Genomic DNA, 20,122 nt, shown 5'->3' with positions numbered 1-20,122 from the left:
AATGGGAACGGCAATATTCATGGTATTGATGGTATGCGGCTACTGGTACACCAGCCGCGACCTCTCAACACGGTTCAAAATTAAGCGCTCCTTCGGCTGGGACGTCTATTTTCTCGTGGCGCTGTATGGCTGTATTTTTGTTCTTCAGGGCGTGATCGCCACCGGCCTGCTGTGGCTGCTGTTGTTCGCCCTCTCCGCCGCCGATAACACGTTCCATTTCACCTCAGCAAAATATGCCGACTGGCAAATTGATTTTATGAACTGGAGCTTCCTGGGTATTCAGGCTCCGGTGGTGGTGATGCTGGCCTTTGCGATCCTGTTTTGTCTCTACCGCTCGAACTGGGCCGGAAGCGCGCGGCTGGACGGTGAAGGCCGGAAAAAATTGTACAAGCGGCTGGCGCAATCGAGCGGTATTGAGCAGCTGCTATATCAGTGCATGGAAGAAGGCGAACTGGCGCACGTCACGCTGAAATCGCGGCGAATTTATATTGGCATGATCCATACCGCCACGCTGGAGTATGAAAAAACGGCCAATATCGTGCTTATTCCAATGCTGAGCGGCTACCGTGACGGGAAGAACATGCAGCTCTGTATCGAACATAACTACAGTAAATGGTACGCCGAGCATGATATTACGCTCGATTCAGAGCCCAAAAGCGCCATGGATTTTCGCAAAGTGATCATGCTGGATCAGATCGAGAGTATTTCACTGTTCGATCCGGCAAGCGCCAGCGCGCTGGCCATGCGCGAATAAAAAAAACAGGCGCCTTATTGCATTAAGGCGCCAGCATTTATCGGGATGAACACTACGCTTATGGCGTCACCCTAGTGAACCAGAGGTTGAATGGGGCGCCGCAGCGATTTGCGGATGGACGAAGTGGGTGAAAAACGATTATTTTCCCCGGTCAGCCGACTTGGGCCGCAGGTTCTCATCGAAAACCAGCCGTTTGCGTCCAGGCTCTTCTTCCCGCAGCGGCTCAACCTGATGCAGCGTCTGCTTACAGCGATCCACCAGCACCTGATACTCCCGTGTGCCCTGCTTTTTCCACTCGATTTCCTGCGTAGTCAGTTCACGAATCGCTTTCGCCGGACTGCCCAGAATTAAGTGATTAGCAGGCATCTCCGCTTTAGCCTTCACAAACGCCGCCGCGCCGACGATGCTGTTTTCGCCGATCGTCGCCCCATCCATCACCACCGCATTCATTCCCACCAGCGCATTACGGCGGATAATGCAGCCGTGAAGGATCGCGCTGTGGCCGATATGACCGTCCTCTTCCACCACCGTGTCCTGCTCCGGGAAACCGTGCATCACGCAGTTATCCTGAATGTTCGCACCGTCTTTCACCACAATTCGGCCAAAATCACCGCGCAGGCTGGCATTGGGCCCCACGTAAACGCCTTTACCGAGGATCACGTCGCCAATCAACACCGCGGTCGGGTGAACATAGCTCTCCTCAGGCACGACCGGCGTCAGGCCATCAATTTGATAAACAGGCATACCCTCTCCTTATGTGATATTCAGACCACCAAAGCGCTGGTGATAAAGCGTGCCGGGAGCGGGCAGTTCACCCACGGAGGTCTCCCCCTTCTCGCTGACAAACGCCAGGGCGCCTGCCGCCACGCGCTGGTAAATATTAATGCACAGCTGACGCGCGCTCTGCCCCGCCCAGTGCGCAGGGAGTAACTCCTCCGGCAATAGCGGATCTTTCAGCACCACGCGACGATAAAAGTGAATGAGTAACAGCTGGATCTGGAAACAGCGTTCCGGGGTCAACTCCTCTGGCGACGCCTCCTTCAGCAGCGGCAGCAGCGGACGAAACGAGTTGATAAACGTTTCATACATCGCGTTTTGTTCCGTGAGATGCCAGCACTCTTCCACGCGGGATCGCAACGCCGCACGGGATAAGGCCAGCGGCGAATGGGCTTCAAAGAAAATGACGTTTTCCGCCACGCCCGCATCATGCAACAGAGACTGCACGTCCGCGAGGTTCTGCGACGGCGAGGCCATCAGGCTCGGCGCCAGCGCGCCGAACCCTTGCCAGATGAGCTGTTTTTTCACGTCCGCCAGCGTGGTTTTATCCAGCCCCTCGGAAAGCAGCAGCAGCCATTTACCATCCCACGCCGGCAGTTCCGCACGGTAGATTTTATTTTCCGCGCGGCGGGTCAAACGCAGCCCCTTGTCGCTAAGGCGGTAAAAGCTGCGGCGGCCAATGCGGGACACGTCCAGCCAGCCCTCCTTGTTGAGGCGAAACAGCGCGGTGCGCACAAAGCGTTCGCCGAACCCCATTCCTTCCAGCAGGGCCGCCAGGCTGCCGAGCCAGATCTCTCCGCCGCGATGGGAAAGTGCGTCGCCATAAAGCGACGAGATAAGTGATGTTCCGCTGACGGGAAGAGAGCTAACTGCGTGCTGGATAAAGGCGTCAAGTTTATTCATGTGATTCATTCTGTTGTTATTTTTTTCGTTGATGAATCATAGCACAGGAATTCGGGGTTACTCCCCATGCCTGCACAGACGTCCCCCTCTCCCTTGAGGGAGAGGGCTGGGGTGAGGGGGAACATACGGCCATGGTGGTTATTCCGTTCACTTTGTGTTCCTTGCTGCTCTGTCATGACATGGCCGGTGAACGTGCCAGGGTGGTTCAGTCGCCACCCCCCTGGCGACCCGGGCTCCCGGCGGAAAGCTTTCTGTCGCTCTGAAACAACGCTACTGCTTCTGCTTACATATTCCCGGGGGAAACCTAACCTCAAAGAGTGAGTGCCAGGCAACTCAACCGTTAGCCGCAACCTTACGCAAATCAAACACCCGGCAGGCTTTACCCTCGGAGCGAGGAATACTGCCGCAGTTAACGATCATCACGTCGGTTGAGATCCCCACCATCGATTTGATCCGATGACGCAGCTGATGGCAGACCTGACAGCGCTGTTCATGGGTCAGCGTTAAGCTGCTCTGTTTCAGCTCGACCTTCACCGAAAGTGAATCAAGATGCCCGCGACGGTTCACTTCCAGCTGATAGTGCGGCGAAAGGTGTTCGAACTTGACGATCTCCTCTTCCAGCTGTGACGGGAAGACGTTAACGCCGCGAATGATGAGCATGTCGTCGCTGCGTCCGCTGATGCGATCCATCCGGCGCATGGTCCGTGCAGTGCCCGGCAGCAGGCGCGTCAGGTCGCGGGTGCGGTAGCGGATCACCGGCAGCGCCTCTTTGGTCAGCGTGGTGAACAGCAGCTCGCCCTGCTCTCCGTCGGCCAGCGGCGAGCCGTCATTCGGGTTGACGATCTCCGGGTAGAAGTGATCTTCCCAGATGGTCGGGCCGTCAGCGGTTTCAAGACACTCCATCGCCACGCCCGGCCCCATCACCTCGGAAAGACCATAGATATCCAGCGCGGTAATGCCCAGCCGTTTTTCAATTTCGCGACGCATCGCCTGCGTCCACGGCTCGGCGCCAAAAACGCCAACGCGCAGGGAACAGGCGCTGGCATCGCCGCCCATCTGACGCTCCAGCTCTTCAATCAGGTTCAGGCAGTAAGACGGCGTCACCATGATCATATCCGGCTGGAAATCGCGGATCAGCTGCGCCTGCTTCTCCGTCTGGCCGCCGGACATCGGGATCACCGTCGCACCCAGACGCTCGGCACCGTAGTGCGCCCCCAGCCCGCCGGTGAAGAGCCCGTAACCATAGGCGACGTGAATTTTATCCTTCGCGCTGCCCCCGGCGGCGCGCAGGGAACGGGCGACGATATTGGCCCAGTTGTCGATATCATTCTGGGTATACCCCACCACGGTCGGCTTTCCGGTGGTGCCCGACGAGGCGTGGATGCGCACCACCTGCTCCATCGGCACCGCGAAGGTATCGAACGGGTAGTTGTCGCGCAGATCCTGCTTGGTGGTGCACGGGAATTTTTGCAGATCCGCCAGCTCGGTGAAATCGTCAGGGTGAACGCCCGCGGCATCAAACTTGCGTTTGTACATCGGAACATTGTTGTAGGCGTGGTGCAGCGTCCACTTCAGGCGCGCGGTCTGCAACGCCTGTAATTCATCAATGGACGCGGTTTCGATCGGATCAAGCTTTGTTGTATTTATCATCGCAGGGTACTCACATTATTGTTCGCTCAAACGCGCTCAAGGATCATGGCAATGCCCTGACCCACACCGATGCACATCGTACACAGCGCGTAGCGCCCGCCGCGTCGGTGCAATTCATTGCTTGCGGCCAGCGCCAGTCTGGCACCGCTCATTCCCAGCGGATGGCCTAGCGCGATCGCCCCGCCGTTCGGGTTGACATGCTCCGCGTCATCCGGCAAGCCCAGCTGACGCAGCACGCCCAGCGCCTGTGCGGCGAAGGCTTCGTTAAGCTCAATGACGTCCATATCGGTGATACTGAGCCCGGCACGCTCCAGCACCTTGCGGGTGGCGGGCACCGGACCTAATCCCATCAGGCGCGGCTCGACGCCGGCGGTCGCCATGGCCACAATGCGGGTGCGCGGGGTTAACCCCTGGGCAAGCGCCATCGGCTCGCTGGCGATAATCAGCGCCGCCGCTCCGTCGTTGACGCCAGAGGCATTCCCCGCCGTCACCACACCGTTCTTACGGAACGGGGCTTTCAGTGCGGCAAGCTGCTCCAGGGTGGTTTCGGCGCGCGGATGCTCGTCCACGCTCACTTCCGTTACCGTACCTTTTTTCCCCGCCACCTGTACCGGGATAATCTCCTGCGCCAGAACGCCATTCTGCTGCGCCTGTGCAGTGCGCTGCTGGCTGCGCAGGGCAAACGCGTCCTGATCGGCACGGCTGATATTTAACAATTCCGCTACATTCTCTGCCGTTTCCGGCATGCTGTCAGTTCCGTATTGCTGATGCATGAGCGGATTCACAAATCGCCAGCCGATGGTGGTGTCGAAGATCTCCGCCTGACGCTGAAACGCTGCCGTGGCTTTCCCCATCACGAACGGCGCACGGGACATGGATTCGACGCCACCGGCGATCAGCAGATCGCCATCCCCCGCCTTAATGGCGCGGGCTGCAAAGCCAAGCGCATCCAGACCCGAGCCACACAGGCGGTTAATGGTCGTGCCGGACACCGTCTGCGGCACCCCGGCCAGCAGCGCCGACATGCGCGCCACGTTGCGGTTATCCTCCCCGGCCTGATTCGCACAGCCGAAAATCACGTCGTCTATCCGCTCCAGATCGAGTTGCGGATAACGCGCCAGCAGCGCACGCAGCGGTACGGCCCCCAGGTCATCGGCACGCACGCTGGACAATCCGCCGCCGTAACGGCCGATCGGCGTACGCACACCCTCACAAATAAATGCGTCACGCATCAGGCTTCTCCTGTCACACTGCCACCGGTGCGGTGCGATTTACCGCGAAAAAGCGCGACGGCTTTCTGGTGCTGGTTCTGAATTTCAATGTCGTATACGCCGGTCAGTTTGCCCTGATGCTTCACCCGCGCGATGGCGGTAAGCGTGTCTCCGGCAAAGCCCGGACGCAGAAAATCGATGGCGCAGCCTGAGGCCACCGCCGCCAGCCCCTGACTGTTGCAGGCGTAGGCAAAGGCGGTATCGGCCAGCGAGAATAGCTGTCCGCCGTGGCAGGTTTTATGGCCGTTGAGCATCTGCGGGGTGATGGTCATGCTCACCACCGCGTAGCCCTCGCCCATGTCGATAATGTCCATCCCCATCGCCTGCGCGCAGGCGTCCTTTTCGTACATCGCGCGGGCGTTATGCCAGGCGTTATGACTCATAGCTACTCTCCAGAAGCGCACGCTGGCGCAGCAGTGAACAGGGGCGATAGCGTTCCTCGCCGTAATGACGTTGCAGGTTCTCCAGAAGGGTTAAAAGCCGCTGCCAGCCCAGACGTTCGCCCCAGGCGATGGGGCCACAGGGATAGTTGACCCCTAAGCGCATAGCGGTATCGATGTCTTGCTCGCTGGCGACCCCTTTTTGCAGGGTATCCAGCGCTTCGTTGGCAATCATCGCCACCGTACGCCAAATCAGCAGGCCGGGGTAATCGGCAATCTGAAGCACCCGTTTTTCCTGGTGTTGCAACCAGTAAGTGGCTTTCTGCGTGGCGGTGTGCGGGTTACCGGGCGCGGCAGCGATCACTGCCACATCCCGCTCAATGCGATCGACCACCACCACCGGGCAGCCGTGGCGCAGCGACAGCGACTGCGCGGTTTCACCCTGCGTTTCGATCAGCAACAGATCGTCGATTTCCGTGACACCGTCACTTCTTCGCTGTACGCGCATGGGGCTGAAGCTGTCGCTGATCGGGGCGAGCCAGCTGACAGCGGGTTTCTCCTCCTGCCAGCGGTAAACGCCCTGCCCGCTTTTTTTGCCCAGACGCCCCGCCAGCACCAGCTCCTGCTGCACCAGCGACGGCAGAAAACGACGCTCCTGCCAGAAGGCGTTAAACACGGAGCAGGTCACGGCAAAGTTGACGTCCTGACCGATCATGTCCGTCAGCTCCAGCGGCCCCATCGGGAAGCCCCCGCCGTCTCGCAGGGCGGCGTCGATCGCCTCGGGCGTGGCCACCTGCTCTTCCAGCGCGCGCCAGGCTTCGGAGTAGAACGGGCGCGCCACGCGGTTGACGATAAACCCCGGCGTGGACTGGCAGCGTACCGGCTGCTTTCCCCAGCGCAGCGCCAGATCGCACAGCGTATCGGCCACTTCGGGAGAGGTCGCCAGCCCGCTGACCACTTCCACCAGCTTCATCACCGGGGCAGGATTGAAGAAGTGCAGCCCGGCGACGCGTTCAGGGTGGTTTATCTCCGCCGCAATCGCGGTAACGGAAATGGACGAGGTATTGCTGGCAAGCAGCGTCTGCGGCGGGCAGACTTCTGCCAGCTGGGCAAACAGCGCCTTTTTCACCTCAAGCCGTTCGGAGGCGGCCTCGATCACCAGGTCGGCTTTCGCCAGAGCACTGATATTCGTCACCGGCGTCAGGCGGGCGAGGATCTGTTCCCCGGCGTCGGCAGAGAGTTTTCCGCGCGCAACGCGAGAGGACAGCCGCTGGCGAATGCCGTCGACGGCGCGGGAAATCGCCGCCGCGTCAATGTCGTATACCAGAACGGGATGACCGTGGCTGGCCGCCACTTCTGCAATCCCGGCGCCCATGGTGCCGCTGCCAATCACGGCGACCGTGTGGATATTCACCATCTCATTTCCCCGTAAAGTTTGGCGCGCGCTTTGCCAGGAACGCGCTGACGCCTTCCCGGTAGTCGTCGCTGCGTCCGGCCAGCCGTTGATAGTCGCGTTCCAGATCGAGCTGGGCGTCGAGGGTGTTGGTTTCCGCGGCATTAATAGCCTGCTTGATCAGCCCGAGACCAAAGGTTGGCTGAGACGCAAAGTGCAGCGCCATCCGCTGCGCGGTGTCGGAGAGCTGGTCGTCATCCACCACCTGCCAGATCATTCCCCAGGCCTGCGCCTGTTCGGCGCTGAGCTTATCGCCCAGCAATGCCAGCCCCATGGCGCGAGCGCGTCCGGCCACGCGCGGCAGCAGCCATGTTCCGCCGCAGTCCGGTACCAGCCCGAGCTTGCTGAAGGCCATTACAAAACTGGCTGAACGGGACGCAATCACCATGTCGCAGCCGAGGGCCAGCGTCGCCCCCGCCCCTGCCGCCACGCCGTTAACGGCGCATATTACCGGCTTTGGCAGCTTCGCCAGGCGGCGCACGAGCGGGTTGTAAAAGGTCTCAACGGACATGCCCAGATCCGGGGCTGGACCATTTGGGTCAACGTTACGATCGTTAAGATCCTGCCCGGCACAAAAACCGCGCCCCGCCCCGGTGATCAGCAGGCAGCGGATGGCGTCATCGCGCTCGGCCTGCTTCAGACATTCGGAAAGCTGCTGGTGCATGACGTCGTTAAAGCTGTTCAGACGATCCGGGCGATTCAGCGTAAGGGTCATTACGCCCTGCTCAACATGGCTCAGAATAAATTCCACAATTAGCGTCCTTTAAAGTCGGGGGTGCGTTTTTGTAAAAAGGCGTTGATACCTTCCCGGCGATCGTCGGTGGCCGCGAGCAGCGTAAACAGCTGACGCTCGTGCGCCAGTCCGGCCTGAAGCGGAACTTCCTGCGACTGGCGTAGCGCCTGCTTCGCAGCCTGTAGCGCCAGCGGCGAGTGGCGCGCCATCAGCGCCGCCTGTTTCAGGACGTACTCCAGCGTCAGCGAGGCCGGGTAGACGTCGCTGACCAGCCCGGCGCTGTGCGCCTGAACCGCCGTGATGCTTTCGCCCGTCAGCACCATTTTGCTGGCCAGCGATTTGCCCACGCTGCGGATCAGCCGCTGGGTGCCGCCTGCGCCCGGCATGATCCCGAGGGTGATTTCCGGCAGGCCAAAACGGGCGTTATCGCCGGCAATCACGACATCGCAGAGCAGCGCCAGCTCACAGCCTGCCCCCAGCGCGAAGCCGTTTACGGCGGCAATCAGCGGTTTGGTGAAGGCGTCTATCCGCGCCCACAGCCTGGGCCGAATATCGTTCAGAGTGGCCGGCAGGTCTTTCTCCGCCATTTCGTTGAGATCGGCCCCGGCGGCAAAGCAGCGTTCGTTGCCGTAAATCACGCAGACGGCGATCTCAGCATCCGCGGCGGCGGCCTCAAGCTGCTCCGCGATTTGCGTAAGCAGCGCATTGTTGAGCGCGTTGCGCGCCGCCGGACGGTTAAGCGTCAACTGCAACACGCGGCCATGACGGGTGACAATCAGTTCGCTCATGCCATCCCCTTCGCATCAAAATCGACGATAACGTCGGAAGTTAAGGGCAGCGCCTGACAGCTCAGCACATAGCCTGCGGCCAGCTCGTCCGGCTCCAGGCTGTAGTTGGTCGCCATATCGACTTTCCCGCGCAGCACTTTGCATTTGCAGGTGGCGCATACCCCGCCCTTGCAGGCGTATGGCAGATCCGCCCCCTGACGCAGGGCCGCGTCAAGAATGCTCTCGTCGTCCGCCGTCAGGGCGATCTCCCTGTCGCGCCCGTCCTGACGGACGGTGACCTTCTGCCCGTCGGCCTGCACGCTGGCTGTCCGTTTAACGGCGGTACCCGGCGTGTTAAAGCGCTCAAGATGGATCGCTTTTTCCGGCATACCCAGCGCTTTCAGCGCCGCTTCGGCCTCATCCATCATCGCCGACGGGCCGCAGATGAAGGCTTCGTCGTACTGGCGGAAATTAATCAGCGTTTTTGCCAGCGCCTGGAGTTTTTCCCCGTCAATGCGGCCATGGAGCAGGTCGCTGTCGAGCGTCTCCTGGCTGAAGATGGCGATCAGCTGCAAACGCTGCGGGTATTTATCTTTCAGATCCGCCAGCGCCCGGCGGAACATCATGCTCTGGCTGCTGCGGTTGCCGTAAATCAGGGTGAAGTGGCTGTGGGCTTCCGTGGCCAGCGTAGCGGACATAATCGCCAGCATCGGCGTGATCCCGGACCCGGCGGCAATCGCCAGATAGTGGCCTTCGCGTTCGGCCTGCGGCTGGTAGCCAAAATGTCCCTGGGGCACCATCACCTCCAGCACCATGCCTGGCTTGATCTCGTCCCGGGCATAGCGTGAAAACCGTCCGCCCTCGATGGCTTTGACCGCCACGCTGATCTCACCGCACGCGGTGCTCCGGCAGATCGAGTAGCAGCGGCGCAGTTCATCCCCTCCTGGACTGGCTTTCAGGGTCAGGTGCTGACCGGGACGGAAGCGATACGCCTCCTGTAACGCCTGCGGCACCGCGAAGGTGATGGTCACCGCGTCGCGGGTTTCGGGTTCCACTTTTGCCACTGTTAATGAATGAAACGTTGTCATGGCAGCCTCAAATGCATTTGAAATAGTCGAAGGGTTCGCGGCAGGTGTTGCAGCGGTAGAGTGCTTTGCAGGCCGTCGACCCAAATTCACTGATTAGCGCAGTATCGGTGCTGGCGCAGCGCGGGCAGCTCACCTCCGCCGGGGCGTGCACGTGACAGCTATGCCCGACGGGCGGGCTGATGCCGTACGCCCGCAGGCGTTCGCGTGCGTCGGCGGTCATCCAGTCGGTGGTCCAGGCGGGTTCAAGCTGGAGCACAATGTGCACCGGGCTAAAACCGTGCGCGATCATCACGTCGCGGATCGCCCCCAGCAGATGCTCCGTTGCCGGGCAGCCCGAGTAGGTTGGCGTGAAGCCGATAACCCAGCCTTCACCCTGTGCCTTCACGCTGCGCACCATGCCTAAATCGGTGATGGTGAGCACCGGCACTTCCGGGTCCGGGATCTGGCTTAACAGCGCCCAGATCTGCGGGATTTGCGCCGGTGCGATGTCGACGAGGCGTTGCATAGCGTTCTCCTTCACCACTGCTGACCGGGATACGCGCGCTGGAGATACTGCATCTCTGCCAGCATCGGCCCCAGATGTTCGGTATGTAGCCCCTTCTTGCCGCCCGTGCGATACGCCACGTCTTCAGGCACGTGAAGGGTGGCTTCCGCCAGCCCGGCGAACACTTCGCGCTCCCACGGTTCACGCAGGGCGCGCGGATCAACCGCCACGCGGTCCTCTAACAGCGCCAGCTCGACGTCGTCGGCATCAAACAGCTCGGCCGTGAAGCGCCAAAGGCTATCCACCGCCTGCTGCATTTTTTTGGCGGAGGTTTCTGTCCCGTCCCCCAGCCGCACCAGCCAGCCGCGGCTGAAGCGCAGGTGATAGCGCGTCTCCTTAAGGGCTTTTGCCGCGATGGCGGCAAGCTGACTGTCGCTGCTGTGGATCAGCCGCTCGTACAGCGCCACATTCCACGCGTCCATCAGGTACTGACGGGCGATGGTGTCGGCGAAGCTGCCGTTTGGCTGCTCCACCAGCAGCAGATTGAGAAACTGACGCTCATCGCGGCCATAGGCCAGGGTGTCTTCATCGCCCTTACCCTCCCGTTCAGCGGCGTAGGTCAGGAAATTGCGCGCCTGCCCGAGCAGATCAAGGCCGATATTGGCGAGCGCCAGGTCAATTTCCAGCTCCGGCGCGTGGCCGCACCAGGCGCCCAGACGCTGTGAGAGCACCAGACCGTTGTCGCCCAGACGCAGGGCATAAGCAGATACGTTGTTCATCCCTAACCTCACATATGCTCAATGCCATCAGGGATGGTGTAAAACGTCGGATGGCGGTAGACCTTGCTTTCCGCCGGATCGAAAAACTCCCCGCTCTCTTCCGGCTGGGAAGCGACGATTTCACTCGCCTTCACCACCCAGATGGAGCAGCCTTCGCTGCGGCGAGTATAGGCGTCGCGCGCATTTTCCAGCGCCATGCGGTCGTCGGCAGCGTGAAGGCTGCCGACATGGCGGTGCGACAGCCCCTGCTTAGAACGCACAAAAACTTCGTATAACGGCCAGTAGACATTGCTCATGGTTGATTCCTCTTATGCGGCCTGGCGGGCGCGTTGTTTTTCCGCATGGGCCAGAGCAGCTTCACGCACCCATGCGCCGTCATCCCAGGCTTTACGTTTTGCGGCCAGTCGTTCGTGGTTGCAGATCCCGCGCCCGTTGATCACTTCGTCAAATTCCTGCCAGTCGATTTCGCCAAAGCAGTAGTGGCCGCTCTCTTCATCGAAACGCAGGTCGGGGTCCGGCACGGTCATGCCGAGCATCTCCACCTGAGGCACCGTGTTATCCACGAAGCGCTGGCGAAGTTCATCGTTACCAAAGCGTTTGATTTTCCAGGCCAGGCTGCGGGCGCTGTTTGGTGAGTTGTCGTCGTTCGGTCCGAACATCATCAGCGCTGGCCACCAGAAGCGGTTAATGGCGTCCTGCAACATCTGCCGCTGGGCTTCACTGCCCTGCGCCAGCGCCATGCAGGCTTCAAAACCCTGACGCTGGTGGAAGCTCTCTTCTTTACAGATTTTCACCATCGCCCGGGCATACGGGCCGTAAGAGGTACGGCACAGCGCGACCTGGTTCACGATAGCCGCGCCGTCCACCAGCCAGCCAATGACGCCAATATCGGCCCAGCTCAGGGTTGGATAATTGAAAATGGAGGAGTATTTCATCTTGCCGTCGAGCATTTTTTGATAGATGTCCTCCCGGGCGCAGCCCAGCGTTTCCGCCGCGCTGTAGAGGTACAGGCCGTGTCCGGCTTCGTCCTGCACCTTCGCCAGCAGAATAGCTTTCCGGCGCAGCGTCGGCGCGCGGGTGATCCAGTTCCCTTCCGGCAGCATGCCGACAATCTCAGAGTGGGCGTGCTGCCCAATCTGGCGGATCAGCGTCTTGCGGTAGGCATCCGGCATCCAGTCCTGCGGCTCGATGGCCGTCTCCTGTGCAATACGTTGCTCAAAGCGTTGTTCTTGCGTCACATAACCACCTTTGTGATTCGTTAGATCACCACAAACAGCAAAATGGTGAATCATTTGGTTTCTTAAAAGTTACACAAAGGTTAAATATAACCCCAAGAAGCGTTTGTTTATTTTGTGACGGCGCTCGCAAGGCTTTTCGCTCAAGGCTTGGTGCTTGCGGGTTTAGCAATGGGATTTTGGGCAACGCAGATCACAGCGTTAACAATTCATTAAAACACAGCTTGATTTTTATGATTCACGATCAAACTATTAAACGTGAAATCACGAAACATCTGGAGAGAAGAAATGCAGCAGTTAGCCAGCTTCTTGTCCGGCACCTGGCAATCAGGCCGGGGCCGCGCGCGCACCATCACCCACGCCATTACCGGGGAAACACTGTTCGACGTCAGCAGCGAAGGGCTGGATATGGCAGCTGCGCGCCGTTACGCCATTGAACACGGCGGGGAAGCGCTTCGCGCAATGAGCTTTATCGAGCGTGCCGCCATGCTGAAAGCGGTCGCGAAACACCTGCTCAGCCAGAAGGATCGGTTCTATGACCTGTCAGCGCAGACCGGCGCGACCAAGGCCGACAGCTGGGTGGATATTGAAGGCGGTATCGGCACCCTCTTCACCTACGCAAGCCTCGGCAGCCGTGAGCTGCCGGACGACACCCTGTGGCCGGAGGATGAGCTAATCCCGCTCTCGAAGGAAGGCGGCTTTGCGGCGCGCCACGTTTTAACCTCGAAATCCGGCGTGGCGGTGCATATCAACGCGTTCAACTTCCCGTGCTGGGGGATGCTGGAAAAGCTCGCTCCCACCTGGCTTGCCGGGATGCCCGCCATCATCAAGCCCGCCACTGCCACAGCGCAGGTGACCCAGGCGATGGTGAAAGCGATCGTCGAGAGCGGACTGGTGCCGGACGGCGCCATCAGCCTGGTCTGCGGTGGCGCGGGCGATTTGCTGAACCAGCTCGACAGCCAGGACGTGGTGACGTTTACCGGGTCGGCCAGCACCGGGCAGAGCCTGCGCGTACACCCGAATATCGTCGCGCATTCCATTCCGTTTACCATGGAAGCAGATTCTCTTAACTGCTGCGTGCTGGGTGAAGACGTGACGCCGGAACAGCCGGAGTTTGCGCTGTTTATCCGCGAAGTGGTGCGCGAGATGACCGCCAAAGCCGGGCAAAAATGTACTGCTATCCGCCGCATCATCGTGCCGGACGCGCAGGCTGAAGCCGTCAGCCAGGCGCTGATTGCGCGGCTGGAGAAAGTGACCGTCGGCGATCCGGCCCATGAAGGCGTGAAGATGGGGGCCCTCGTAAACAGTGAGCAACGTGCTGACGTGCAGGAAAAAGTCGATCATCTGCTTGCCTCGGGCTGCCAGATCCGTCTGGGTGGTAAAGCCGATTTGCAGGCGGCTGGCGCATTCTTTCCGCCAACCCTGCTGTTCTGCCCGCAGCCGGACGAGACCCCTGCCGTCCATTCCACCGAAGCTTTTGGCCCGGTCGCAACCCTGATGCCATACCGTAACAGTGAACACGCCATGCAGCTGGCGCGGGCGGGCGGCGGCAGCCTGGCGGGAACGCTGGTTACGGCAGATCCCCGCGTGGCGCGGCAGTTTATTGCCGGTGCCGCGCGCGCCCACGGACGCATTCAGATCCTCAACCAGGAGTCCTCGAAAGAATCCACCGGCCATGGTTCACCGCTGCCGCAGCTGGTGCACGGTGGGCCGGGACGCGCCGGCGGCGGCGAGGAGCTTGGCGGCCTGCGTGCGGTGAAGCACTATCTTCAGCGCACGGCCATTCAGGGCAGCCCCTCCATGCTCGCCGCGATCGGTAAACAGTGGGTCCGTGGCGCGGAGGTGCTGGAGGATCGCGTACATCCATTCCGTAAATACTTCGAGGAGTTACAGCCGGGCGATAGCCTGCTGACCCCGCGTCGTACCCTGACGGAAGCGGATATCGTTAATTTTGCCTGCCTGAGCGGGGATCATTTCTACGCCCATATGGACAAAATTGGCGCGGCGGAGTCGATTTTTGGCGAGCGCGTGGTACACGGGTATTTCCTGATTTCCGCCGCGGCGGGACTGTTTGTCGATGCCGGGGTTGGGCCGGTTATTGCCAACTACGGCATGGAAAACCTGCGCTTTATTGAGCCGGTCAAACCGGGCGATACCATTCAGGTGCGCCTGACCTGTAAGCGTAAAACGCTGAAGAAACAGCGCACTGCCGAGGAAAAACCGACGGGCGTGGTGGAATGGGCGGTTGAGATCTTCAACCAGCACCAGCAGGCCGTAGCGCTCTACTCCATCCTGACGCTGGTGGCGCGCCAGCAGGGTGATTTCTGACGTACCTCTTTCCTGCCGGGTGTCGCTCCGCTTACCCGGCCTACAGCCGCATGACCGGGGTGTGATTTTCCCCGGTCTTTTTTAACCTGGCAAGACTGACAAACAACCTGGCAGATGCAGGCAAACGCTTTTCGTGCGCGCCTGTCAGGATAAGGCTGACACAACACAATAAACACAACAAGATGAGGTCTGCGATGGGAAGCAATTCTTCTTTTTCTGCCCGTAGAACGGCACTGGCCATGGCCGTTGCGCTCTGTTGCGCCTGGCAATCCCCTGTTTACGCTCACGGCAGCGAGGCGCATATGGTCCCGATGGACAAAACGCTTCAGGCGTTTGGCGCGGACGTGCAGTGGGATGATTACGCCCAGATGTTCACCATCGTCAAAGACGGTGCTTTTGTGAAGGTCAAGCCCGGTGCAAACACCGCCATCGTTAACGGCAAACCGCTGTCGCTCCAGGTGCCCGTGGTGATGAAGAACAATAAGGCGTTTATCCCGGAGACCTTTATCAACGATGTTTTTCAGTCCGGTCTTGATCAGACATTCCAGGTTGAAAAAAGCCCCCACCCGTTAAACGCGCTGACGGCTGATGAAATCAACCAGGCCGTAGCCATTGTGAAAGCCTCTGCGGATTTTAAACCCAATACCCGCTTTACCCAGATTGCGCTGGCGGAGCCAGAAAAGGCCAAAGTCTGGGACTTTGTGCTTAACGGCACGGCGGTGGATGCGCCCCGCCAGGCCAATATCATCATGCTTGATGGTAAACACATCATCGAAAGCCGGGTGGATCTGAAGGAGAAAAAGATCCTCCGCTGGGAGCCGATCAAAGACGCGCACGGCATGGTGCTGCTGGATGACTTCAATACCGTGCAGCAGATCGTCAATGAAAGCCCGGAGTTTGCCGCCGTGCTGAAAAAGCGCGGCATTACCGACCCGAAGAAAGTGATCACCACTCCGCTTACCGTCGGCTTTTTTGACGGCAAGGATGGGCTGAAACAGGAAGACCGCCTGCTGAAAGTGATCAGCTATCTCGACGTGGGCGACGGTAACTACTGGGCGCACCCGATCGAAAACCTGGTTGCGGTGGTGGATCTCGAGCAGAAGAAAATCCAGAAGATTGAGGAAGGCCCGGTCGTGCCGGTTCCGCTCACGCCGCGCCCTTATGATGGCCGCGACCGCGTTGAAACGGTGAAAAAACCGCTGGAAATTATCGAGCCGGAAGGCAAGAACTACACCATCACCGGGGATAGGGTGCACTGGCAGAACTGGGATTTTCATCTGAGCCTGGACTCACGCGTCGGCCCGATAATCTCCACCGTGACCTATAACGACAACGGCAAAAAGCGACAGGTGATGTATCAGGGATCGCTCGGCGGCATGATTGTGCCGTACGGCGACCCGGATATCGGCTGGTACTTTAAAGCCTACCTGGACTCCGGCGATTACGGCATGGGTACCCTGACCTCCCCGCTGGTGCGCGGCAAGGATGTTCCGTCTAACGCCGTGATGCTCAACGAAACCATCCCGGATTACACCGGCACGCCAATGGAGATCCCACGGGCGATCGCCATTTTCGAGCGTTACGCCGGGCCGGAATATAAGCACCAGGAGTTAGGCAAACCGAATGTCAGCACCGAACGCCGCGAACTGGTAGTGCGCTGGGTCAGCACCGTGGGTAACTACGATTACATCTTCGACTGGGTATTCCATGAAAACGGCACCATCGGCATTGATGCGGGGGCCACGGGCATTGAAGCCGTGAAAGGCGTGCAGACGAAAACCATGCATGATGCCACCGCGAAGGATGACACCAAATACGGAACGCTGATCGACCATAATATCGTGGGAACCACGCACCAGCACATCTATAACTTCCGTCTGGATATGGACGTGGACGGCATCAATAACAAGCTGGTGGCTATGGATCCGGAAGTCAAACCGAACACCGCTGGCGGTCCGCGCACCAGCACCATGCAGGTTAATCAGTACGACATTAATACCGAACAACAGGCAGCGCAAAAGTTCGACCCTGGTACCATCCGCCTGCTGAGCAACACGACCAAAGAGAACCGCATGGGCAACCCGGTCTCGTATCAGATCATCCCTTACGCGGGCGGTACACACCCGGTGGCGTCCGGCGCGAAGTTTGCCCCGGACGAGTGGATTTATCACCGCCTGAGCTTTATGGATAAGCAGCTTTGGGTGACGCGTTACCATCCGGACGAAATGTATCCCGAGGGAAAATACCCGAACCGTTCCATACATGACACGGGCCTCGGACAGTACAGTAAAGATAATGAGTCGCTGAATGACCAGGATAACGTCATCTGGATGACCACGGGCACCACCCACGTCGCCCGCGCCGAGGAGTGGCCGATTATGCCGACCGAATGGGTGCACACGTTACTCAAACCGTGGAACTTCTTTGATGAGACGCCCACGCTCGGCAAGAAAAAAGCCGAGCAGAAATAAGCCAGAGCCGGGCGCAATGCCCGGCTTTTTTGTACATTGATTTGAGGAATAATCGAGCCTGCTTATAGTTACTAATACCTGCCTTTAGCGAACTATCCACCGGACGGGAAGAAATCTACAATGGAAAAAAGACACCACACAACGCAAGAACCCGCGACATGGCCTACCCGTAAGTCGATGGTTGTTCACGGGCTGACCGTGAACCTGCCGTGGCTCGCCTTTGTGAACGCGAGCTTTGCCATTATGGTCCTGCTGCGTAATTCGCTGTTCGGCCAGATTGATGCCCTTTTACACGTCAGTCCGCCTCTTCGGCAGATGATTGACGCCACCATGTCAGGCGTGGTGATCCTTTCCGTAGCGCTGGTGATTATGGCCTGGCGCCGCATCCGCGGCGTGAGCGCGTTATTGTTTATGTGCAGCCTGCTGTGGTCGATAAGTTGTTACTGGTTTATTAACGTGCTACAGCTTCCTCATCCCTGGCCTATATTCGTTACCCTGCTGATGGCCGGCATGACCGCGCTCTATTTTCACCCGGTGGCACTGCTCTGCTTCACCGTTCCGCTATGGGTAAGCCTGCCCGTTGCCAGCATGCTGCTGAATCAGGAAATGACTTTTCGCTTTGCCGGGCTGTGGGGAGTTTTCACGTTCATTCTCGTTTGTGGACGCTATATCCTGCTGAGCTGGTTTGAAGAGGCCTGGCGTCGTAACCAGCAGAGCCAGCGCTTAATTACGCGGCTGGACGCGCTGGCCCATCAGGATCCGCTAACGAAAACGGCCAATCGACGGGCAATGGAGCGGGTGCTGGAAAACGCCGTGGAGCAAGGCAAACGCTTCGCGGTGCTGATGCTGGATGTCGATTACTTCAAACTGTATAACGACGCCTATGGTCACCAGGCGGGAGATGCGTGTCTCGCGAGGGTAGCAGAGGTGCTGAACACCTCGGTGCGCACGCCAGAGGATGTGGTTTCGCGCTACGGTGGCGAGGAGTTTGTGGTGATCCTCTTTGACTGCGAAGAAAGCGTTGCTGAGAAAGTCGCCGCGCGGATCCAGGCTGGCCTGCGCACCGCAGCCATTCCGCACGGTGCGTCGAAGGTGAGTGAATATGTGACGGCGAGTATGGGCATTGCAGGCTATACCGCAGGACTGGCCGGCCCGGAAATCATTGCCCGCGCCGATGCGGCGCTATATCGGGCGAAGGCGGCCGGGCGGGATCGGTGGTCACGTTAAGTAATGCCGGGTGGCGGCTACGCCTTACCCGGCCAACGGAATCGGTTTCTTAGGCCGGGTAAGCGCAGCGCCACCCGGCGTTTTATTAATACCGCACACACACCGACTTGGTTTCACACCAGCCATCCAGCCAGTCGGGGCCGAAATCGCGCCCGGTGCCAGACTGCTTCATGCCGCCAAACGGCAGGTTGGCGTCGATCAGCGTGTGGCTGTTCACCCACACGGTGCCGGCCTGTAGCCTGTCGGTGTACGCCAGCGCTTTACTGATATTCTGCGTCCAGACGCTGGCCGTTAAGCCATATTCAGTGTCGTTCGCCAGCTGAAGCGCCTCTTCCCCGTCAGCTACACGGACCAGGTTCACCACCGGCCCGAAGACCTCTTCACGCGTCAGTCGCAGATGATTATCCGGGTTGACTACCAGCGTTGGCGAAACGTAATAGCCTTTGCCGTCTGGCCCCTGATTCCCGGCGATCAGCTCCGCATTGTGCGCCTTCGCCTCATCCAGGAACGCCTGGACCTTATCGCAGTGGGCGCGCGACACCAGCGGGTTGATAAACGCGTCCGGCGACATGCCCGGCCCGACGCTCAGGGATTTCACGGCCTGTTCAAACCCGCTGACAAGCGTGTCGAACAGCGGAGCCTCAATATAAATACGCGAGCTGGCCGCGCAGACCTGCCCCTGATTCAGGAAGCTGCCGGTCATCAGCCCTTCAATTACCCACGCCGGATCGGCATCTTTCAGCACGATGGCCGGGTTTTTGCCGCCCAGCTCCAGCGTCACGCCCGTTAGCGTATCCGCCGCCGCGCGGGCAATCTGCTTGCCCGTCGCCGTCGAACCGGTAAAGCTTACTTTGGCGATGCGCGGGTGCGAGGTTAGCGCCGCGCCGCAGACGGCGCCACTGCCGGTCACCACGTTGAACACGCCATCCGGGATCCCCGCCTCGCTCGCCAGTTCCGCCACCCGTAACAGGGTGAGCGGCGTGGTTTCCGACGGTTTGATCACGATGGAACAGCCTGCCGCCAGCGCGGGCATTACTTTCCACATGCCAATCATCAGCGGGAAGTTCCACGGCACAATTCCCGCCACAACCCCCACCGGCTCTTTACGCGTCCACGCCTGATAACGCGCGCCCTGCGGCAGTGGAATCGAGAGATCGAGGGTTTTACCGGCAATTTTGGTGGTCAGCCCCGCCGTGTAGCGCATCCAGTTCAGGGTACAGCCCACTTCGAAGGCGCGGGAAATAGCAATGGATTTCCCCTGCTCCAGGGTTTCGAGCTGTGCCAGCTCTTCACCGTGCTGTTCCACCAGATCGGCAAACCGCAGGAGGATGCGTTCCCGCTCTGCCGGCAGCCGCCCGGCCCAGCTTCGGGCGACAAAGGCGCGCCAGCCAGACATTACCGCACGATCGACATCATCGACGCTGGCATCGGCGGTGGAGGCAATGACCTCTCCGGTCGCCGGGTTGTAGACGTTCAGACGCTTTTCGCTATCGGATGCCGCCTGACGCCCTTCGATCCACAGGCCGTGCTGGCGATCTAAAAACTGCTGCACGCCTGGCAGGATGGCGACGTGTGATTCGGACATAGGATACTCCTTCGTTATGCTTCGCAGGGTGTGTATGCAGTCTAAGAGGGGATTCGCATTCCTGCTTTTGTCTGTGTGACATTCGCTTTGCCAGCTGTGACAGGCTCCGCAAATCGTGATAATTCCCGCTTATATCGCTGTAACCGTTGAGTGTTCTTTCCTATAGTCAGCCTCGTAGCCTGACAAAATGCAACATAAATGCAACAATGCGAAAACAGTGACGGTGCAGCGAGAACA

The 20,122-nt window shown here is 59.6% G+C and carries 18 protein-coding genes; 4 read left to right on the top strand and 14 right to left on the bottom strand.

Annotated elements, in window-relative coordinates:
* Position 1 precedes the first annotated feature (1 nt).
* On the top strand, positions 2-754 hold the full coding sequence (locus G6Q29_RS00275; RefSeq protein ID WP_047050851.1) for a hypothetical protein: 753 nt from the start codon (positions 2-4) through the stop codon (positions 752-754).
* Positions 755-892: 138 nt separating this feature from the next.
* On the opposite strand, the gene paaY is transcribed toward G6Q29_RS00275, so the two are convergent.
* From paaY to paaA, 13 genes are all read right to left on the bottom strand, one after another.
* Entirely contained in the window at positions 893-1,498 is a 606-nt protein-coding gene (paaY, locus tag G6Q29_RS00270; protein ID WP_165464064.1) for a phenylacetic acid degradation protein PaaY, read from the bottom strand.
* 9 nt (positions 1,499-1,507) lie between these two features.
* Positions 1,508-2,443: a phenylacetic acid degradation operon negative regulatory protein PaaX gene (paaX, locus tag G6Q29_RS00265; RefSeq protein ID WP_165464063.1), complete on the bottom strand. Its 936-nt coding sequence runs from the start codon at positions 2,441-2,443 to the stop codon at positions 1,508-1,510.
* Between the two features lie 324 nt (positions 2,444-2,767).
* Positions 2,768-4,084 carry a phenylacetate--CoA ligase PaaK gene (gene paaK / locus G6Q29_RS00260; RefSeq protein WP_165464062.1) on the bottom strand — a complete coding sequence of 439 codons (1,317 nt, stop codon included), beginning with the start codon at positions 4,082-4,084 and terminating at the stop codon, positions 2,768-2,770.
* A 26-nt stretch (positions 4,085-4,110) separates the two neighbouring features.
* Positions 4,111-5,316 carry a 3-oxoadipyl-CoA thiolase gene (gene pcaF, locus G6Q29_RS00255; protein WP_165464061.1) on the bottom strand — a complete coding sequence of 402 codons (1,206 nt, stop codon included), beginning with the start codon at positions 5,314-5,316 and terminating at the stop codon, positions 4,111-4,113.
* The gene (gene paaI / locus G6Q29_RS00250) at positions 5,316-5,738 is read right to left on the bottom strand and encodes a hydroxyphenylacetyl-CoA thioesterase PaaI (protein ID WP_165464060.1); all 423 of its coding nucleotides are present in this window, start codon (positions 5,736-5,738) and stop codon (positions 5,316-5,318) included. Before paaI ends, pcaF begins: the two co-directional genes overlap by 1 nt.
* On the bottom strand, positions 5,728-7,152 hold the full coding sequence (gene paaH, locus G6Q29_RS00245; protein ID WP_165464059.1) for a 3-hydroxyacyl-CoA dehydrogenase PaaH: 1,425 nt from the start codon (positions 7,150-7,152) through the stop codon (positions 5,728-5,730). Before paaH ends, paaI begins: the two co-directional genes overlap by 11 nt.
* Before the next feature lies 1 nt (position 7,153).
* Positions 7,154-7,942, bottom strand: a complete 789-nt coding sequence (paaG, locus tag G6Q29_RS00240; protein ID WP_165464627.1) for a 2-(1,2-epoxy-1,2-dihydrophenyl)acetyl-CoA isomerase PaaG — start codon at positions 7,940-7,942, stop codon at positions 7,154-7,156.
* Positions 7,942-8,709 carry a 2,3-dehydroadipyl-CoA hydratase PaaF gene (gene paaF, locus G6Q29_RS00235; protein WP_165464058.1) on the bottom strand — a complete coding sequence of 256 codons (768 nt, stop codon included), beginning with the start codon at positions 8,707-8,709 and terminating at the stop codon, positions 7,942-7,944. The genes paaG and paaF overlap by 1 nt, the downstream gene beginning before the upstream one ends.
* On the bottom strand, positions 8,706-9,776 hold the full coding sequence (gene paaE, locus G6Q29_RS00230; RefSeq protein WP_165464057.1) for a 1,2-phenylacetyl-CoA epoxidase subunit PaaE: 1,071 nt from the start codon (positions 9,774-9,776) through the stop codon (positions 8,706-8,708). The genes paaF and paaE overlap by 4 nt, the downstream gene beginning before the upstream one ends.
* 7 nt (positions 9,777-9,783) lie before the next feature.
* Positions 9,784-10,281, bottom strand: coding sequence for a 1,2-phenylacetyl-CoA epoxidase subunit PaaD (gene paaD / locus G6Q29_RS00225; protein ID WP_165464056.1), 498 nt, complete (start codon positions 10,279-10,281; stop codon positions 9,784-9,786).
* Positions 10,282-10,292: 11 nt separating this feature from the next.
* A complete protein-coding gene (gene paaC, locus G6Q29_RS00220; protein ID WP_165464055.1) occupies positions 10,293-11,039 on the bottom strand; it encodes a 1,2-phenylacetyl-CoA epoxidase subunit PaaC in 747 nt (248 codons plus the stop codon).
* A gap of 8 nt (positions 11,040-11,047) precedes the next feature.
* Positions 11,048-11,335 (bottom strand): 1,2-phenylacetyl-CoA epoxidase subunit PaaB, encoded by a 288-nt coding sequence (gene paaB, locus G6Q29_RS00215; protein ID WP_003857353.1) that lies wholly within the window; start codon positions 11,333-11,335, stop codon positions 11,048-11,050.
* Positions 11,336-11,347: 12 nt separating this feature from the next.
* The gene (paaA, locus tag G6Q29_RS00210; protein ID WP_023314088.1) at positions 11,348-12,277 is read right to left on the bottom strand and encodes a 1,2-phenylacetyl-CoA epoxidase subunit PaaA; all 930 of its coding nucleotides are present in this window, start codon (positions 12,275-12,277) and stop codon (positions 11,348-11,350) included.
* A gap of 285 nt (positions 12,278-12,562) precedes the next feature.
* Here paaA and paaZ point away from each other — a divergent pair, with 285 nt between their 5' ends.
* The 3 genes from paaZ (at position 12,563) to G6Q29_RS00195 (ending at position 18,300) form a co-directional block, all read left to right on the top strand.
* The gene (gene paaZ, locus G6Q29_RS00205) at positions 12,563-14,602 is read left to right on the top strand and encodes a phenylacetic acid degradation bifunctional protein PaaZ (protein WP_165464054.1); all 2,040 of its coding nucleotides are present in this window, start codon (positions 12,563-12,565) and stop codon (positions 14,600-14,602) included.
* Between the two features lie 194 nt (positions 14,603-14,796).
* Positions 14,797-17,073, top strand: a complete 2,277-nt coding sequence (gene tynA, locus G6Q29_RS00200) for a primary-amine oxidase (RefSeq protein ID WP_165464053.1) — start codon at positions 14,797-14,799, stop codon at positions 17,071-17,073.
* Between the two features lie 120 nt (positions 17,074-17,193).
* Entirely contained in the window at positions 17,194-18,300 is a 1,107-nt protein-coding gene (locus tag G6Q29_RS00195; protein ID WP_165464052.1) for a GGDEF domain-containing protein, read from the top strand.
* Between the two features lie 85 nt (positions 18,301-18,385).
* On the opposite strand, the gene G6Q29_RS00190 is transcribed toward G6Q29_RS00195, so the two are convergent.
* Entirely contained in the window at positions 18,386-19,885 is a 1,500-nt protein-coding gene (locus G6Q29_RS00190) for an aldehyde dehydrogenase family protein (RefSeq protein WP_165464051.1), read from the bottom strand.
* Positions 19,886-20,122: the final 237 nt, after the last annotated feature.

Source organism: Enterobacter cloacae (assembly GCF_011078175.1).
Lineage (GTDB): Bacteria > Pseudomonadota > Gammaproteobacteria > Enterobacterales > Enterobacteriaceae > Enterobacter > Enterobacter cloacae_Q.
This window is presented reverse-complemented; position numbering and strand designations above follow the sequence as displayed.

Bases quoted from the DNA above. Each gene is read 5' to 3' on its own strand.
- paaD (WP_165464056.1), bottom strand. From the start codon at position 10,281: ATGCAACGCCTCGTCGACATCGCACCGGCGCAAATCCCGCAGATCTGG.
- paaC (WP_165464055.1), bottom strand. From the start codon at position 11,039: ATGAACAACGTATCTGCTTATGCCCTGCGTCTGGGCGACAACGGTCTG.
- paaH (WP_165464059.1), bottom strand. From the start codon at position 7,152: ATGGTGAATATCCACACGGTCGCCGTGATTGGCAGCGGCACCATGGGC.
- paaZ (WP_165464054.1), top strand. From the start codon at position 12,563: ATGCAGCAGTTAGCCAGCTTCTTGTCCGGCACCTGGCAATCAGGCCGG.
- paaB (WP_003857353.1), bottom strand. From the start codon at position 11,335: ATGAGCAATGTCTACTGGCCGTTATACGAAGTTTTTGTGCGTTCTAAG.
- paaX (WP_165464063.1), bottom strand. From the start codon at position 2,443: ATGAATCACATGAATAAACTTGACGCCTTTATCCAGCACGCAGTTAGC.
- G6Q29_RS00275 (WP_047050851.1), top strand. From the start codon at position 2: ATGGGAACGGCAATATTCATGGTATTGATGGTATGCGGCTACTGGTAC.
- paaE (WP_165464057.1), bottom strand. From the start codon at position 9,776: ATGACAACGTTTCATTCATTAACAGTGGCAAAAGTGGAACCCGAAACC.
- pcaF (WP_165464061.1), bottom strand. From the start codon at position 5,316: ATGCGTGACGCATTTATTTGTGAGGGTGTGCGTACGCCGATCGGCCGT.
- G6Q29_RS00195 (WP_165464052.1), top strand. From the start codon at position 17,194: ATGGAAAAAAGACACCACACAACGCAAGAACCCGCGACATGGCCTACC.
- paaY (WP_165464064.1), bottom strand. From the start codon at position 1,498: ATGCCTGTTTATCAAATTGATGGCCTGACGCCGGTCGTGCCTGAGGAG.
- paaI (WP_165464060.1), bottom strand. From the start codon at position 5,738: ATGAGTCATAACGCCTGGCATAACGCCCGCGCGATGTACGAAAAGGAC.
- paaF (WP_165464058.1), bottom strand. From the start codon at position 8,709: ATGAGCGAACTGATTGTCACCCGTCATGGCCGCGTGTTGCAGTTGACG.
- paaK (WP_165464062.1), bottom strand. From the start codon at position 4,084: ATGATAAATACAACAAAGCTTGATCCGATCGAAACCGCGTCCATTGAT.
- G6Q29_RS00190 (WP_165464051.1), bottom strand. From the start codon at position 19,885: ATGTCCGAATCACACGTCGCCATCCTGCCAGGCGTGCAGCAGTTTTTA.
- tynA (WP_165464053.1), top strand. From the start codon at position 14,797: ATGGGAAGCAATTCTTCTTTTTCTGCCCGTAGAACGGCACTGGCCATG.